At 57.1% G+C, this 16,819-nt stretch carries 11 protein-coding genes; 4 read left to right on the forward strand and 7 right to left on the reverse strand.

Translation table 11 applies throughout. The features are described from left to right. Positions 1–1,231: InlB B-repeat-containing protein (locus H6A23_RS10670; RefSeq protein ID WP_204832155.1), on the reverse strand; the 1,231-nt coding region annotated here is incomplete at its 3' end. A gap of 1,089 nt (positions 1,232–2,320) precedes the next feature. Between H6A23_RS10670 and H6A23_RS10675 the strand changes: the two genes are divergently transcribed. After that, the gene (locus H6A23_RS10675) at positions 2,321–3,385 is read left to right on the forward strand and encodes an InlB B-repeat-containing protein (RefSeq protein WP_204832156.1); all 1,065 of its coding nucleotides are present in this window, start codon (positions 2,321–2,323) and stop codon (positions 3,383–3,385) included. A gap of 411 nt (positions 3,386–3,796) precedes the next feature. Further along, positions 3,797–5,491, forward strand: a complete 1,695-nt coding sequence (locus H6A23_RS10680) for a class I adenylate-forming enzyme family protein (protein WP_204832157.1) — start codon at positions 3,797–3,799, stop codon at positions 5,489–5,491. A gap of 603 nt (positions 5,492–6,094) precedes the next feature. Here H6A23_RS10680 and H6A23_RS11595 read toward each other — a convergent pair. From H6A23_RS11595 to H6A23_RS10695, 3 genes are all read right to left on the reverse strand, one after another. Then, complete coding sequence (locus H6A23_RS11595; protein WP_286165964.1) at positions 6,095–6,646, reverse strand: type II toxin-antitoxin system Phd/YefM family antitoxin; 552 nt, start codon at positions 6,644–6,646, stop codon at positions 6,095–6,097. Positions 6,647–7,368: 722 nt separating this feature from the next. Continuing rightward, positions 7,369–8,139, reverse strand: a complete 771-nt coding sequence (locus H6A23_RS10690; protein WP_204832158.1) for a hypothetical protein — start codon at positions 8,137–8,139, stop codon at positions 7,369–7,371. Positions 8,140–8,406: 267 nt separating this feature from the next. Then, complete coding sequence (locus tag H6A23_RS10695) at positions 8,407–10,008, reverse strand: DUF2142 domain-containing protein (protein ID WP_204832159.1); 1,602 nt, start codon at positions 10,006–10,008, stop codon at positions 8,407–8,409. Between the two features lie 137 nt (positions 10,009–10,145). On the opposite strand from H6A23_RS10695, the gene H6A23_RS10700 reads away from it, so the two are divergent. Together H6A23_RS10700 and H6A23_RS10705 are read left to right on the forward strand one after the other, a co-directional pair. Next, positions 10,146–11,951: a hypothetical protein gene (locus H6A23_RS10700; protein WP_204832160.1), complete on the forward strand. Its 1,806-nt coding sequence runs from the start codon at positions 10,146–10,148 to the stop codon at positions 11,949–11,951. Positions 11,952–11,958: 7 nt separating this feature from the next. Further along, positions 11,959–12,966, forward strand: coding sequence for a glycosyltransferase family 2 protein (locus H6A23_RS10705; RefSeq protein WP_204832161.1), 1,008 nt, complete (start codon positions 11,959–11,961; stop codon positions 12,964–12,966). An 88-nt stretch (positions 12,967–13,054) separates the two neighbouring features. On the opposite strand, the gene H6A23_RS10710 is transcribed toward H6A23_RS10705, so the two are convergent. The 3 genes from H6A23_RS10710 to H6A23_RS10720 form a co-directional block, all read right to left on the reverse strand. Continuing rightward, positions 13,055–14,323 (reverse strand): glycosyltransferase, encoded by a 1,269-nt coding sequence (locus H6A23_RS10710; protein WP_204832162.1) that lies wholly within the window; start codon positions 14,321–14,323, stop codon positions 13,055–13,057. Between the two features lie 94 nt (positions 14,324–14,417). Continuing rightward, positions 14,418–15,701: a lipopolysaccharide biosynthesis protein gene (locus tag H6A23_RS10715; RefSeq protein ID WP_204832163.1), complete on the reverse strand. Its 1,284-nt coding sequence runs from the start codon at positions 15,699–15,701 to the stop codon at positions 14,418–14,420. After that, complete coding sequence (locus H6A23_RS10720) at positions 15,695–16,819, reverse strand: DegT/DnrJ/EryC1/StrS family aminotransferase (protein WP_204832164.1); 1,125 nt, start codon at positions 16,817–16,819, stop codon at positions 15,695–15,697. Before H6A23_RS10720 ends, H6A23_RS10715 begins: the two co-directional genes overlap by 7 nt.

The following is a 16,819-nucleotide window of genomic DNA, read 5'->3' on the forward strand; positions in this document are numbered from 1 at the left end:
CCTCGACGGGGGCCGCGAAGTCGTAGGCCACGGTGCAGGCCTCATCGGTGTACCAGCCGGCGAAGTCGTAGCCCTCGCGGACGGGGTCGGCGGGCTTGGCAACGGGCTCGCCGTTGGCGACCGTCGAGACGACGTCCTCGTTGCCGTCAACGCCGTCGTCGAAGGTGACATACCGCGCAACGCCCCACTTGGCATAGAGCGTCATGTCGCCCATGACGGGCTCGGTGAAGTCGTACTCTTCGGTGCACTCAGGATCGGTGTACCAGCCCGCAATCACGTACCCCTCATTATCGTCGTAGGTCATCGGATCGGCATAGTCGCCGAAATAGACCTCGGCGGTCTGGTCTTCCACGCCCTCGAGCTGGAAGTCATAGGTCACAACGGGGGTCTGCTTGAACTTGACGTAGAGCGTGGTGTCCTCTCTTACGCCGCCCCAGTTTGTGAACTTACTTCCCGAATAGTCGGGGGTGGTATAGAAGCCGTCGAACTCATAGTCCTCAGGAATCTCGACGTCAAGGTGCTTGAACGCCGCAGTCTTGTTAAGCAGCTCTCTCTGCTCATCAGGGCTGAGGTCGAGGTCAACCGTGACGGTGTAGAAGGGCTCCTTAGACTCAGGGCTCAGGTAGTACGTGACCGTCGGGTCCTTCGTCCAGCCAGCGTAAACGTCGGTATCAGCCTCTACGGCACGGAAGTTGTAGCGCTGCGTGCACTCTTTGTCAGAGTACCAAGCCTCAAACTTGTAGCCATCGCGCTCGGGAGGGTCGTCCGGCCGCGGATGCGTACGGCCATGCTCCACGGTTTGGACAAGATACGGCACCGCATCAGTCATATCGTCGTAGGACGTCTCGTTCCAATACGTTACCGTGTGCTCGCTCTCACCCCACTTGGCGTAGAGCACCAGGTTCTGATCGATGCCCGTGTTGAAGTAGTACTCGTTGGTGAGCTCGGGATCCGTGTACCAGCCATAGATGGTCTCGCCTTCGGTGGCGAGGTAGCCGGTCGGCCTGCTCACTCGCTTGCCGGCCTCATAGGTCTCGACCTTATCCTCGTTGAGGTCGTCACCGAATATAAAGGTGACGGTATATGTCTCCGCATCTTGAGCCTCGACGCCCGTCTCCGTGTTTCCGTCGGCGGCAAGCGCAGTCGCTACCGGAGCAGCGACCGGGCTCAGCGCGAGCACGGCGGCAAGGCCCGCGGTCGCCGCCAGCTTTCCCTTGCTCCTAAAATCCATCTCCAGAGTCCCTTCTCTTAGTCAGCCAAATCCGGCATAGGCCGCTACGAAATCAGTCTATGCACGAATTATATGGTGCGAATATCATAACTCTGACGATGTTAGTTGAGCAACTTTGAAGTAGGTTAGCATAGCGTTACTGTTGGTCTGCCTCGGATCGTGCCTCGGCGTCAGCGTTTGCGAAGGGGGCGTGAGCGGGACACTCCCGTCCCTTCTTTCGGATTTTACCCTAGCATCACCTGCAGGAAGACGAACCTCGCGAGCCTCTCATCCCGGCGGGTGGCGCAGCGAGACGAGCGGCAGCCCTCCTCCGCGCATAGGCAGAAAGAGGCCCGGACACAGCTGGCTCCTGGCCCTCGTCATCACGTTGGCTCTCTCCGCGAATCCCGCGCAGAGGGGCAAGGTCATGCGCATCTTATATATATATATTGCTGCTCGGACACGTGCTGCCGCCCGGCCTCTATGGCGCCCACGAAGAGCCCGCTGCCAATCTCGGCCATGGGGCGACACGGACGCCCAGACGCCATCTCGGACCCCGTGCGGACAACGCGGAACGGGGCGACGCGGTCGGGCCTCGGGAAGCGCATTTTGGAGAACCCCTCGGGCGCGCGGAATGACGCCCCCTCGGCTCACGATCGCCATCCGCTTCGCAGTCTTCCCGAGCGCACGCCGGCTGGCTACGACCCCATCAGCTCAGCAAGTGGGGACATCGACGCCTCGACGCGGCGGGCGCAGCGCTGCGTCCTGGCAGTTCTACCGAGAGGGGCATGCAAGACGCTCCCCAGCGCGACCCACGGGGCATGTGCGCGCACGTTGCAAGCAGGCGCACTGAGACACGGCGCCGTACTTGGCATGGAGGCGGCTGTTCGGGGGTGCCGGGGTGAAGCGGGATGCGCGGCTGCCCGGCCATAGACATGCTGATCCGGCAGAGGCATTTCTAAAGGATGGATGGGCCGCGCCCTCAAACTCCCTGATTGTGACTAAAAACAAAAATGTTGCGCAACTAATTATGCCAGAGCTATGATATTTGCCGTCCGTTGAGGCGACCCATTTTGGGCAAAATGGGACAAAGAGGAGAGCGATACATACATGAAGAGAAGAACCGGAGGGACTCTCGCGGTAACCGCTGGACTCGCGGTAGCGGTTGCGCTGAGCCCCGTTGCTCTGCCGATTGCCTCGGCATATGCCGAGGAGGGCGATGCTGCCACGAATCCCGTGTCAGCACAGGATGCAGGCAGCCCGGAGGACAAGTCGGCCCTCGGCTGGCATTACGGCAACTGGGAGAACTCGCACCTGTACGTCGACCTGGTCTTCCCATGGGGCATCTGCGATCTTTGCGGCGCGCCTTACTGGGATGGGTTTGGGCCGGGCTGTGGCGACGATCAGGAGCCGGAGCAGCAGCAGGGCTTCATCACCTTCCAGTGCACCGATCCTGAGAGCGGCGCCTCAACGATGCAGGACGTCGAGGGTCCCATCGTCGATGGCAAGATGACCATATCCGAGGTGCCCGACCCTGTCGTGTTCGAGGGGTATGACTTTGTCGGCTGGTCTGTCTGCGGCGGCAACCCCGTCTCCGCGGACCAGCTCATGGGACTGGAGGTCAGTCCGTACATCGTTATCGAGGCGGTGTACGAGCCTTCGACATCCGATCCCGTGATCGAGACCCATACGGTTACCTTTGATGACCAAATCGACGAGACGGAAAACGTCGTGGTCGAGGTTGAGGACGGGGACGCCGTTGCCGAGCCGGAGGTTAATCCGACGCGCGAGGGCTACTCCTTCGAGGGCTGGTACACCGAGCCGGCGTGCCTCACGCCCTATGACTTCTCCTCTGCCGTGACGAGCGACATCACGCTCTACGCCAAGTGGGTTGAGGTCGAGGACCCTTCGATCGATCCCGATGATCCTGTCATCGTTCCCGAGGATCCGGACACGAATCCGGATGATTCCGGCGCTAACCCGGAGAATCCCGGCGATGACTCCGAAGACCCGAACGGCGGCGCCCAGACTTCCGGTGCGGCATCCGATGACGAGGCCGACTCTGGGGACGACGCACTCCCGGAGACCGGCGACGCCACAGTTGCCGTTTCGGGCATTGCCGCGCTCGGCGTCACCGCGGCTGGTGTTGGTGCGCTTCTTAGGCGCCGGAGCTAAGTCGTACGAGAAGGGCCCACTTGCTCAGGGCGACAGACTGCGCGTGAGTCAAGCACCCTGAGAGCTTCGTGGAAGCGACAGGCCTCCGTCATCGCACTTTGCTCGCGGCGCGAGCCCGCGCGATGGCGGAGGCCTTCTGCACAGCCTGCTCATGCGATGAGAAAAAGGAGGCTGCTTCAGAGCTCGATTGGACTCTCTCGGACGAAAACCCGAGGGCATGCAGAACTGCTTCTCGATGTGGCTCGCCTCGGGATGTGACACCCACCAAAAACGCTGAAGAGCCCTTTTTTGGCATATCTGTAAACCAAGAAGGACAAAGGAGCATGCGTGATGAACACGGTAGACTCGATGACGGGAAGGCCGAGCGTTGACCGTCCTTGGCTGAAATATTACCCGGAAGCACTTCAGAAGATGATACGTCTACCCGAATGCACGGTGGAGGAGTACCTCCACGCAAGCTGCCCGGGGGACGACGTGGACGCCATCGACTTCTATGGTACCCGCATTCGCTGGAGCGCGGTCTTCGGCCAAGCCGATCAAGCTGCACGCGCGCTGCGCAGCCTTGGATTTGGTGAGGGGGACCAGATTCCTGTGTTCCTCGCCAACGTCCCCGAGTTCATCTACCTCCTGCTCGCCGCCGAGAAGATTGGCGCCTCGCTGCTGAGCCGCGACAATACCCTGCGCGAGAACGTTGAGGCAGTGCGCAACTCCGGCGCCAAGGCAATGTTTGCCCAGGACTGGCTCTCGCAGGACGAGCTCGGTCGCTTCCTTGCCGATACGGACGTGGAGCGCGTCGTGCTTCTCGACGCGTGCAACTCCTGCAGCCGCGATGACATGCCCGATTACGTCCGGGCCAATCTTGACCGTCGCTATCCCACCGAGAAGGCCCACGGCTCAAAGACCTTGACCTGGGACGAGTTCCTTGCCCTCGGCAACAGCTATATCGGCGAGGTCTACGCTCCCACCGACATTGACCGTCCACTTTTCCGCGCCTACACCAGCGGATCTACCGGCCCCTCCAAGCAGGTTATTCATTCCGCGCGCACCATGCTCTCGGTCATTGCGCAGATGAACTTCTACGCTGGCTCCACCGATCAGCGCCCCACCTGGATGGTCACGTGCCTGCCGCCTACGCTTGTCGCCGTGGTGGTTGCCATGGTGCTGATGCCGCTCGCATCCAACAAGCTCCTTATTCTCGACCCGTACTGTGCCGTGGAGGACGTCGATCTTGAGCTGATGCGCAACAAGCCCAACAGCTGGCCCATCATCCCGATGTTCATCGAGACCGTTATGCGCAATGGTCGCGTGCCTGATGACTACGACCTCTCTCACCTCACGGCAGCGGGCGCCGGTTCCGAGTCCTACAACAACAATCAGATGCACCGCGCGCAGAAGTTCCTCGAGGACCACAACTGCCACATCCGCTTTACCACCGGCTACGGCAGCAGCGAGGCGGGCTCCAACGTCTCCCTGCCGATGGCGCCCCACCCCATGGGCAACGGCAACGTTGGCATCCCCATGCTATTCAACACCGTCAGCGTGTTTGAGCCGGGGACCCAAAACGAGCTGACCTACAACCAGATGGGAGAGATTTGCATCGCCGGACCCGGCCTCATGCTGGGATACGACAACCCCAAGGCCACCGCAAAGGCGCTGCAGAAGCACGCCGACGGTCGAACCTGGCTACATACCGGCGACATTGGCTGGATGAATGAGGACGGCGTCATCTACGTACAGACGCGCGGCAAGGCAACGCGCTTTGGCGGTGGCGACCTCGCAACCCTCCCACTCGAAAACATCGTGGCGGACGCCAACATCCCAGGCATCGACGACGAATTCTTCGTGCTGGTCCCTGACGTGGAGCACACGCGCCATTTCCTGCCCTATCTTTTCGTAGTGCTCAAGGACGGCTACACCCTCGCTGACATAGAGAAGCCTGTGCGCGACTGTCTGCCCGAGGAGTACATGCAGCCCGTCGAGATTCGCCAGCTGAACGCCCGTCCCTTCTTCCACTACAAGACTAATCGTATCGGTCTTTCCCAGAAGATCCTGGCCGAGAGGACCCAGAAGACCGACGAGATGGATGCCCTCAACGAGAGGTGTTAGGCATCTTTCGCTTATCCGCTTCCTGACGGTCTGTCGGGCCGCATGCTCCGCCCCTCTGGGGGCGAGCGTGCGGCCCGCCTTGACTCTCCTGCGTCCCCGCCCCATTGGATTAAGGCGACACATTTGATGTAGCAGAGATTGGCGGATGGATGTCCGCGCTGCAACGCGAGAAGCGCCATAGGGAAATGAGGGGCGCGACAGGCCTCTCCCCCGCATCTCTTGCGCGCCCCTCCAAGAACGGCCGAGCCTCGCCAGCAAATGCTGCGCCGCGTCCTAATTCAGGGTGCCCTCACTCAGCGCTCGCTTTCCTTGCATAGTCGGTTCCCGCGAACAGGACGCGCATCACGGTCGCCACGCGCTCAAGCTCCTCCTCAATCCAGCAGAAAATGCAGATAGTCTCCCACATCCATCGTCCGGAACTCATGGCCCAACTCGCACAGCGGCACATAGGCCCTCCTGCACCATGGCATCAGGCAGAGCGACGAGGCCCTCTTCTCAAACTAGTCCAGGAAGCGCTCGGCGGCTTGGGGGCTGCCGAGCGTCTGTGGCATATACCTCACGGCATCAACCACGCCGCAGCGAGCGGAGGGAAGGACCTCGGCCCTATACACGGCCAGATTCCACGCTCGTGGCTCTTGCAACAGCTGCGCGGGCTTCCAAGAGGACCTCGTCAAGCGAGAAGCGTTTTTCGGTAATTGCCGCCTCACACTCTGCCTTGCGCAGTGCCACAAGAACCTCCGGATGAAAGCTCGGCTCCTCGAAGGACTCCATGCTCATGACAACCATATCGCCGCGGCCGTTGCGCGTGAGGATGACGGGGCGACCGCCCTCGTGCACGTCCTCGGAAATCGCCGCGAACTTGTTCCTCAGGTCACTCACCGGGCGAACGGGCTGCATGCCGACTCCTCTCTGGCGGTTGCTATCATAATTCTGATAGCAACCGCCAGCTTTAATCGCAGCAGAAAAGTCGCCGCCCAGCTCTACCTGCGTTACCCGTAAGCCGTCAATCTCGCTCGGAGCGCCATCAACCATATCCGCGGCCTTCCCTACGGAGGAGAACCCAAAAGAGGCCAACAGCGTGACTATTGTCGCCAATATCAAGAAGCTAAATCTTGCTATGTTGCCATGCCATGAGAAGTCATGCTTTCCGCTCATAAGGCCTCCTAAATGCCGTATGCCAGCAGATTCCTTTAACTAATTTTCAACTACGCATGCTTCGGCCAGATGAAGCAATCGCTCGGAGGCACCTCCCCGGCGAGCGGTTGTGCCAGAGGCTGCCGGGCCCTCTCGCCCGTCAGCCCAAAAGTCACAGAATCTCTTTCTCCACTCCATGTGTTCATACCAGCCCCTCTTCGCGCCAGCCAAGCGGTATGAGATGCCGCGCCCATCCAGGGAGGCGGTGTAGTGGCAATCCCCTCCCTAAGCGAAGGGATAGTAGAGCCGATAGACGGGCACGCCTTCGAGGAAGCCGTGCAACCAATGCCCCCCCGATGCTGGCGCGGCCCACCTCCCAGTCCTTGTCATTCTGGCTGCAGCTACAAAGGGGACCGGTTCTATGAGGAGTTCCATTGAATGAGATCTCTACGTCCGGCTCTAGGGTTCACCGGCATGGCACTGAGTGGGAATGGGCTCGATGAAAATGCCGCCGACACTCAGCCGAACGAGGTCAGTTTCAAACGTTCCCGCACAGGAGCCCTCAACGACAGGCGAGGCAATCACGCGCGCGGCTGTTTCGGAGTTATCGTCATTTGTACACTCACCTCAGCAAGTGACGCGGAAATTCCATCGTAGAGGGAATTCCCGAGGACAGTATCCGGCTTATATGCGCAGCCGTAGTCACGTAAGCTAATAGAATCCGCCCAAACGCAGACGCGCCCCTATGGGGCGGTATATCCCCAGATATTCCTGCCAAGACTCCCGTTCAGCGTGCAGTCGGCAAATGCAACGAGCTCGCCGTCCTGGTAGAACGCAATTGGCCTCAGCATTATGTCAGCACCTTCCCAGTAATACGGGGCGCCAATCCGGTATGTGATGGACGGAAGATCGGGAACCCCCAGCTGCACGCGGGCCCTTTCCGCAAATTCCTCGTCCGTTATTCCGTGGCCCTCGCGCACGCCGCGCCAGCCGATCCCCTCATCGCGCCAGCCCGCAGAAAGCAAGTGGGCTCTCTCGGCGCTGGACGTCGTGTAATTGTGAGTGCCCGTGGCCGCATAGGGGTTGTACTGGCGGTATAGGGGAACGCCCTCCTCGCCCGAAACTGAGTACCAGCCAACACCCTCATCACGCCAGCCGTGAGCAACGAGGCTGGCGCGCTCCACAGAGGAGAGCGTGTAGTGGTGGTCTCCACCGGGGACCCATGGGTTATACAAACGGTAGACGGGAGCTCCCGACCTCGGTGCGTACCAACCGACCCCCTCGTACTCCCATCCACGCATCTCGAGGCTGTCAGCCTCTTCCACGCTCGCCGTGTAGAAGTGCTCGCCCGTGTAGCGGTTGTAGAGACGCCGCATCGCAGCGCCATCCTCCGCCGCCAGCGCACATGCCGGGACAAGGAGGGCACCGAAGAGAACCATCATCGCAACGAGCGCACGGATAGTCGCTCCGTACTTCTTCTCCCTGAATCCAGCCCTCATCACGATGACCCCCACCCTACGCAACGTTACCTTTAGCCCATTTTCAACAAGCTTGGACCGTCGTCCCACTCAAATTAGGCTGGTAGATCCCCCCACTCGGCGAGCGGGAAGCATGAGGCCGACACCTTGGATCTTCCACGTCGGCGGGACATCTCACAAGTCCATCATCTGGGTTTCTTCCCGATTCCTGCGTTACGCCAAGCAACCTTAAGGCTGTCTCGCCCACTGTCGGTGATAGGCGCCGAAGCGCCACGGCCCGCTGAGGGCTCGCGCAGCAAACAGCTATACCAAGAGCGCAACAGCAATGAAGCGAATCATATACAGGGCATTGAGCCCAGAGAAGAGCGCGAGCGTTATCTGGCCACTCCCCCCAGACAGAAAGGCGCGACCAGACCGAAATGACAGCATCAGCAGAGGGAGCGCGGGGAGGATGTATCTCCCCTGGACCCCCTGAATCGTCTCCGAAGTGCTCGGCGTCCAAGAAACGGCCATAGAGACCATGACAGCGATCCAGACGAGGGCCGCCACGGCAAAGAGCGCCGCACGAAGCCCGCCTGACAAGGCAGCGGCGTCATCCTCAGATCGTTGGGAGGAATACAGCATGCCGACAACATACAGCCCCATGAGTGAGGAGGGCATGACGAGGTTCTGCTGCAGCCATCCCAGGCTAAAGCCCACCGCAGACATCCAATAGTTATCTGCGGAAACGTCGAATGTCCTCGCAAACAGAAAGATCGTCCCCAAGGGGTCGGAAATCAGGTCATAGAGTGAGAACGTTCGCTCCCCCGGAAAGGCGAAGGTCGTCGTGCCGGAGGACACCGAGGAGACCATTGCGAGCTTGCCCGCCGAAACGGCAAGGGCCGCAAGGGCCAAGACGCCCGCCTTATATGCAACGGCGGCCCGCCTTGAGGTGAATCGCCGGCCGGGAATAAGAAGAACGAGCCCCACCTCCAGCACATAGACCGCCTTGCACGGGGCAAGCAATGTCGCAAATAAGGCGAGGGCGACCATCATCCTACGGCTCAGTGCCCCTTCCCCCAGCACTGCTCTGAGCACAAGCGCGATGAAAACGAAGCTCAGACCGATGGTTCCGCCGTCATATGAGTAGGATGCGGCCTCCTGGAGGACCATCGGCAGAAACGAGATCGCCATTATGACGTTTTTGCCGACCGGGGTTATGCGTATTGCAGCAATCACGCATACAACGAAAAACGCCGCAGAGAAGATTCTTCCAAGGTAGAAGACGGGGTACGCGCCCAATCCTAGCAGCCTTCCAAACAGGAGGCCTACGACTGATCCGACCTTAGCGACGACGTTCTCGTTACCGAGGGTGAAATTGAACATCAAATCTTCGGGAACCTCGTAGGAGCCCTCATGCCGTTGCCCCCAGCTGAACTCCTCAAAGACCTGCTGGTAGCTCTCGGCATCAATGGTGAACGTCTGATAGTCATTGCGCTCATCGCGCGCGCCGTGGTCTGAGTACAGCTCCCAGTCATCCCGACGCATCTCTACGGTCTCTGGACGGTCAAGCCCCGCGGACCCCGTCACACATTCGGAGAGCCAGTACGATGACAAATAGTGATGGAACTCATCGGCCACGGAAAACGGGGGGAACAGAACCGAGAACAGGAGGCAGGAGCAGGAGAGCAAGGCCGCGAAGCCGATGAGACGCCCCCTCGTGCTGGAGAGAATTCCCCTCGCCGCCATCAGGAGGGCGCCAACCGGCAGAACGCCAAACGCCACCATCGCTGCCAGCACGAGCTTACGGCCGCTCGAGGCATACCAGTACAGACCATATCCAATAAAAAGACATGCCAAAACAGCGGTAGCCAGCAGCCATTTGAACCGCGGATGGCTTCGGACGCGGACGGCATAATCTATCAATTGGCTCATGGTGACCAACCCCAACTGCGCATAGTTCTGACGAGCTTATCGCGACCCTGCCCGACACCAAACTCGACCTTTGGTCGCAAGTCCACGATACGCTACTATTCGACAGAAGCCAATCTGATGGGGGAATCGTGTCCGCACTCATAAGCATCCTGTATCTCATATCATACGTTCTCGCTTTTTCAGCCGTAATGATATTCCCCAAGCGCCAGGGGCAGGAAAGCATCCTTGCGTGGATTCCGCTGTCCTTCTTTCTGCTGCTCGGATTTGATGGGCTCTTTGCCGGAGCCTGCACATTGGCCCATATCCCCGTCTCGCTGCTATCGCAAGCTACCGGCAACCTTGCCCTCGGCGTTTCGCTCCATCTCATCATGCGGAAAAGGGGGGTCACCCAGTCCCTCACCATCACAAAAAGGGACGTCATCGTGATGGTTGTCTTCACAATAATTGCGCTTGCGGTGGTTCGGCTGGAGTTCGGCCCGGATTTCACCCCCCATTACATCGTCACCGATGCAATCAACCATTTCAGAAGGTCACTTCTCATATATTTCGATGGCACGGTCACTGGAATGTACCAGGCATGGAACTACATAGCCAACGCCTTCGGGTTCTTCTCTCCCTTCATTCGATTTGATTATTTCTATAAGGTCTACTGCCTTTGTGACATAACGTTCTGGTACTTTGGCGGCCTCCTCCTCTACGCAACGTCTTACGAGCTGCTCAAGGGAGCGCACCGGGAAGCGCTGTCTGGCATCTTCATGATGCTTTATGCGCTGGGCTACCCCCTCAACGGGATGATCTGGGGCTTTTGTTATCTTGGGGTCGGAGTCTCGTTCGCGGTCCTGGCGGTGTTCTTCTGCATCCGGATAGCTCGGGCGGCAAAATGGGGATACTTTGCCGGACTCGCAATTTCCCTCTACGGCCTCATTACGAGCTACGCCCTCTTTGCCCCCTTCATTTTTTTCTCCGCCTTCGTCTGTACGGCGGCAGCCCTGGCGCGCCAAGGCAAGGCCTCGAAACGCCAGCTCGCAACCGTCTGCCTCACGACATTCGCCCTCCCGGGAATCCTGGGTGCTTGGTTCTTCTATGACGACATACTCAGGTCTGGAGCGGTAACGGTATCAAGCGCCCTCGACAACGAGGGAGGGATGTATCGCAACCTCTACTCCAATCTCGTACTCTTCCTGCCGCTCATCATCGTCTCTTTCTGGGATGCCTTCCAAAAACGCAGATTCCTCCAATCCCCCCATGCGCTGACGTTCTGCGTTCTCTGCGCCTCGTTCGTCGTGCTTCTGGTCCCCACATACTTCCACGCGGTCTCAACCTACTATCTGGGTAAGCTGCAGTTTGCCATTTGGCCCTTCGCCCTACTCCTTGCCTCGGTTGGAGCGGAAAGGGCGCTTGAGCTGCCGGGGAAGATCTTGCTGGGCGCATATGCAGCCGTTGCCGCATTCTTGGGCATAATGGTCATCGGAAACATCGACCAACGATTTGCCAACGCCTATCAGCCTATCGGGACGGGAACCCCGGCGACATATCACCCCTATCTCGACGTCTACCAATGGAACCTCAATACCATGCGAACCTCCGGTGCTATCAGCGCGGACGTATGGAATCTCTGTCACGAGGCTTCAGACTACGTGGACGAGGGCAAAGAGGTGCCGGTCATTGCATTTGGAATGTACAGCGGGTGGTACTTTGACATAACGTGTCAGCTTGACGACATTCGCCAAATCAGGGTTAAGCCGGACAACCCGGGAGACAGTGTTGATCAAGTACTCGACGGCTCGTTCGACTATGTAACGGTCATTACCCTCCCTTATGCCGACCAAGGAGACGATGGTGCTGCTGCGGCATCCGACATTCTGCTGGAGAGCGGTGATGTCGAGGTCATCTATTCAAACGGAGCTGGCTATATAGCACAGATTGGTGGGTGACGTCACCATGAGCAGTAAGGCTACGACATCTCGAACGATCTTCGCGAGCGTCATTGTTCCAATCTACAATGCCGCAGAATACCTTGATAAGTGCCTCACAAGCCTCGCCAAGCAAGATTGCAGCGATTATGAGGTCATCTGCATCGATGACTGTAGCACCGATGGATCGTTCGAAATAGCGACGGCCTATGCCGCCACGTATCCCGACCTGTTCAGGATTATGAAGAATGGGGAGAACGTCGGACAGGGGCAGACGCGGAACAGGGGTATATCGCTTGCGCGAGGAGAGTATGTCACGTTCGTCGATAGCGATGATTACGTAGCCGGCGACTACATTTCGACATATCGAAGGGCGGCACGACAGGGTGATTTCGACGCAATCGTCGCTGGCTATACTCGCGACGTCGACGGACGGCTAACCGAGTGCCCCGCCCCTCAGATTCCTTGGTGTCTTTCCACATACTCCATTGCGTGCGCAAAGCTCTTCAGGCTGGCATTTCTTGATGAGCATTCCATTCGCTTTCCCAAAGAGCGGCGCGGTGAGGACATCTTCTTCAATCTGGCATGCTTCTGCGGTGGCGCCTCGTGCGAGAGGCTGGATTACACCGGTTACCACTATCGCCTCAACCGACAGTCAACGACGAAAACCATCTCTCACGAGATACATTTTGAGAAGAGCGTCGTTAGCATGTTCAATCAGCTTAACGATGAGTTTCCGTTTGCATCGCTCGAGTCCTCTAAACGTGACGTAGTCTGCTACGCCTATATCGCCAATGCGCTTAACGCGCTCATCACATATGCGCACGGCTGTGGTGTTGAGGATATGCGCTCTCGACGAACCCTAATCTTCTCCACCGCAAAGCGCCTGTTTCCGGAATATGAGACCAATCCCCTCTTCCACCTTTCGGCATCAACGGGACAGACACTAAAAATAAAATGGTCTTTGTGGTTCATTATGAATCTTCACAAGATTAAACTCGATGGGATTTTGTTTAATTTCATTTCAATAATGTAATTATTAATAAATTGTAGGCTATCGATTCCACCTGTATTCATTATTATCACGGAATTACGAAAGGGACTCCTCTCCTGTTGGCCTTGATTCATCTTCTGTTCATAAGACGCATCATTTCGACCCTCAAAGCTTGCTTGTTCTTATTGACATCATATTTTTCATCCCAAATGGCGTACGAACGCCGTGAGAGCTGCTCCCACTCAGCTTGGGGTAGAGAGCATATTGAATCTATTGCCTCAGCAACCTCGTCTACAGCGGGATTAGGGGACAAGAGCACTCCATTTCCATCTATCATTTCAGAAATGCCCCCGACATCGGTAGCTATAACCGGAATCCCAAAGGATTCTGCCTCCATTATCGAAACGGGAAGGCCCTCCGAAGAAGAAGTGGTTATAAAGCATGTCACTAAATGCCTTGAGTAATATGAGATTATCTCGCTGTTTGGAGCATATCCAAACAGCGAGGCTCTCAGCTGGTTCGATTCGCAATACCTCCTAAGCTTCGGAAGCTCGTCACCATCTCCAAAATGAACCCATCGAATATCCGGCCTGGCCAGCTTTGCCAACGCTTCCGCAATTAGGGGCACACGCTTAAGTGGAATCAGATTTGAGCAGCTAACAATGAGCCTCTCTCCCCCCACCGGCCATCTCATCAGACTACGCTGCTGTGATCTCACCCCCAGCCTGTTGACAACATATTGCCCGAGTTTCTTCTCTGGGCCAAAGGCTGCCGAGAAGTATGACTTCCCATGTTCTGAGATAAAAAAAATATTGTCGCATGCATCTCTCATTACCCGTTGAAACGGCTGACGTGAATGCAGCTGACGCTCATTGAAGAGATCATATCCATGCGCACGGGCAACGACCTTCATCTTGGGCTTCCCCAACTTTTCGAAAGAGAGCGTCAAGAGGGGAAGAGCGAACCAAAACGAGTAATAAATAGCATCCTCGGAGTAGCCAAAAACGGAATGCTTCCTGCAAAAGCTCTGAAAATCCTTTGCAAGGATTGCCATTTTCAGCGAATCTACCAATCGTTCGACAGAGAATCCGTCCGAAACGAGATCGATCAGCTCGCGAATCATGACTCTTGAGAACACCGCTCGAAGCGCGTCAAAGGCGAGGCGAGATATGTTAGCCAGTGCCATCTCAGGTGTTGCGTAAAGCAGGAAGTCTTTCGTGCCGCCAAGCAAATTGCCTTCTTCTCGATTATTTGACGGTACAACAGCTATCAAAATAATGTCATAGTCATCTTCAAGACTTCTCAGCTCTGGAGAAATAAACGGCTCCTCCTGAGGAAGGCTTGGGAAACCATTGGTGAACAGATATAGCCTTTTCTTTGTGAATGAGCTCGTGCTCACCGATGAGACCGCCTTCCAGAATCGACAGAACCAAAGGATCGCCAGCCTTGGTGAACATTACGGCCGGGTAAGAACGGGGCACCTCAACACAACGTTATCCCTTATCAGACAGACTCATAACAGTCTTGAGGTAGATGACACATGATAGAACTGCTCCGGCTATCATGCAGAGATCATATACAGCGGCAGCCCCCACCATACCGAATCTTGGTATCAATACATAGCTGGCAATGACACACACGACGATCATTATGACGCCAATCACGGAATTTGAGACGAGCTTGCGCTGGGTGACCAGTAGATTGCCGGCTGGAGTCCTAAATGTCGCAGTTATAAAAAAGCCTATCATTACAATCTGCATAACGGGCACGGCATCTACATACTGTTCCCCAAAAATCAAACTAACGATCGGATCGGCAAACACGATAAAGAAGACGGTAATAACTGCCATGAGAATGCCGCCTCCCAACGTCATCAGAGCATAGTTTCTGAGCGTCCAAACTCGTTCGTCCTTGTGGCGAACAAAGTGCGGGTAGATATAGGTCACGATGGCATTCGGGAAGAAAAGCAGCGCGAACGGAATTGTTGTGGCAACGCGGTAGGAGGACACAACCAATTCGTCGGCAATAAACATGCCGATAAACATGGTTCCCAAGAGAGTAAACGCTTGGCTCACTCCGCTATTAAACGCAGAAATCAGTGCAATCCTCCAAAACTGTGTCATATCATCGCGTTTGAGTGAAGATGACCATAAATAATCACGCTCAAAGGGGAAGAGACGGCAAAGCCACGCGTAGGCAACCAAGAGAGCCAAGGACTGACCGACCGCTAGGCCAGGTGCCGCGAATGTCAGCGCTCCGACTATCGAGAAAATGCAGGTCAGAACTGTCTGAAGATTCAACGCAATTGCATAATCTCGGTTTTGGAGACGCACACGAAGAAGAATGGTCTTAATATCAAAAAGTTGCTGAAGCAGCGGATAGGCACAGTAAAGGACGAGAATCGGACCAGACGACGGAATGCTTAGCGGAACAAGGAGGGCAATAGCTAAAACAAGTAACAGGTATAGGAACCCAACAACCAGCGAAACCCGATACGCATATGCATAAAGTCGACACTCCCGATCCTTGTCGTTGAACGCCTCACAGCAAAGCTGCAGCGCCGCAGTCGTAGCCCCCAACCCATTGAAGATGATAAAGAAACTGGCAATATTAAACGCATAAGAATAGACGCCGTAATCATATTTGGAGAGCACTCGCACCAGCACGACGCTCATTATCGTTGCAATGGCCTTGTTGAGAGTCCCAGCTCCAACGATGTCAAAGAAGCCGCCCCTGAATAAGGATCTCCCCAGGTCGGAAAACTTCTTGACTAACACGTCAAACTCCTCAAGGCGTGAGCAACCGTCCAAGTATCCTCCCGCGTGAGGTATGGCCCCATCGGCAGGCTGAGAACCTCCTTGCACAGGCGCTCGGTCACCGGGCAGGGCAACAGCAGGCGGCCGCCGGCAAACGCGAGCTGCTCGTGCATGGGCTTGGGATAGTAGACGTTCGTGGGGACGCCCCGTGACATGAGCGCGGCCTGAAGCTCGTCACGGTCAACGCCATCGGGACAAATCACGGTATACTGCGCCCACGAGCTCAGATACCCCTCGAGAACCGACGGCGTCTTGTAAGAAGTGCTCCCAAGCAGCCCCTCGTACCACACCGCGCGCTCGTTCACGTCATCCAGCTCGTGCTCCGCGAACGCCGCGAGCTTCACGCGCAAGATTGCCGCCTGGATGGTATCGAGACGGCTGTTCATGCCAACGCGGACGTTGTCGTATTTCATCGAGCCCTTGCCATGTACGGCGTAGCTGCGAATGAGCGTCGCCCATTCATCGCTATCAGTGAAGATGGCTCCACCGTCGCCGTAGCAACCCAAGGGCTTTGCAGGAAAGAAGCTCGTCGTCGAGATGTCGCCGAAGGAGCAGGCACGTCTCTCGCCGATGGCACCACCAAAGCCCTGAGCACCATCCTCGAGCAGAAGGAGCTCTTCGCTTTCGCACACCCTGCGAATCGAGGGGTAATCCGCCGGCTGTCCAAACAGGTCAACAGCGATAACCGCCCGAGGGATGAGCCCCTGCCCCCGCGCCAGGGCACAAGCGGGAGCAATCTGAGAGGGGTCGATATTGAAGGTATCCTCAAGTATGTCAACAAAGACTGGGGTGGCACCGACGGCGGAAACGACCTCGCCTGAAGAGAAGAACGTGAAGTCCGGCACGATGACGGCATCACCCGCACCGATCCCCCACGCCATGAGAGCGAGCTGCAGCGCGTCCGTTCCGTTACCACAGGAGATGCAATGCTTAACCCCAACGTAATCGGCAAGCTCTTGCTCCAGCAGGGAAACGGAATCGCCTCCGATGAAGCGACCAGCAGCAACAGTATCCATAAGCGCCGCGTCGATATCCTCCTTGAGAGCAACGTGCTGCGCCCTCAGATCCCTGAATTCCAT

It is taken from the genome of Olsenella uli (assembly GCF_016900775.1).
Taxonomy (GTDB): domain Bacteria; phylum Actinomycetota; class Coriobacteriia; order Coriobacteriales; family Atopobiaceae; genus Thermophilibacter; species Thermophilibacter uli_A.

What these genes read in the sequence shown, in the direction of transcription:
- H6A23_RS10705 (WP_204832161.1), top strand. Translation starts at nt 11,959, where the DNA reads ATGAGCAGTAAGGCTACGACATCTCGAACGATCTTCGCGAGCGTCATT.
- H6A23_RS10675 (WP_204832156.1), top strand. Translation starts at nt 2,321, where the DNA reads ATGAAGAGAAGAACCGGAGGGACTCTCGCGGTAACCGCTGGACTCGCG.
- H6A23_RS10720 (WP_204832164.1), bottom strand. Translation starts at nt 16,819, where the DNA reads ATGGAATTCAGGGATCTGAGGGCGCAGCACGTTGCTCTCAAGGAGGAT.
- H6A23_RS10680 (WP_204832157.1), top strand. Translation starts at nt 3,797, where the DNA reads ATGATACGTCTACCCGAATGCACGGTGGAGGAGTACCTCCACGCAAGC.
- H6A23_RS11595 (WP_286165964.1), bottom strand. Translation starts at nt 6,646, where the DNA reads ATGAGCGGAAAGCATGACTTCTCATGGCATGGCAACATAGCAAGATTT.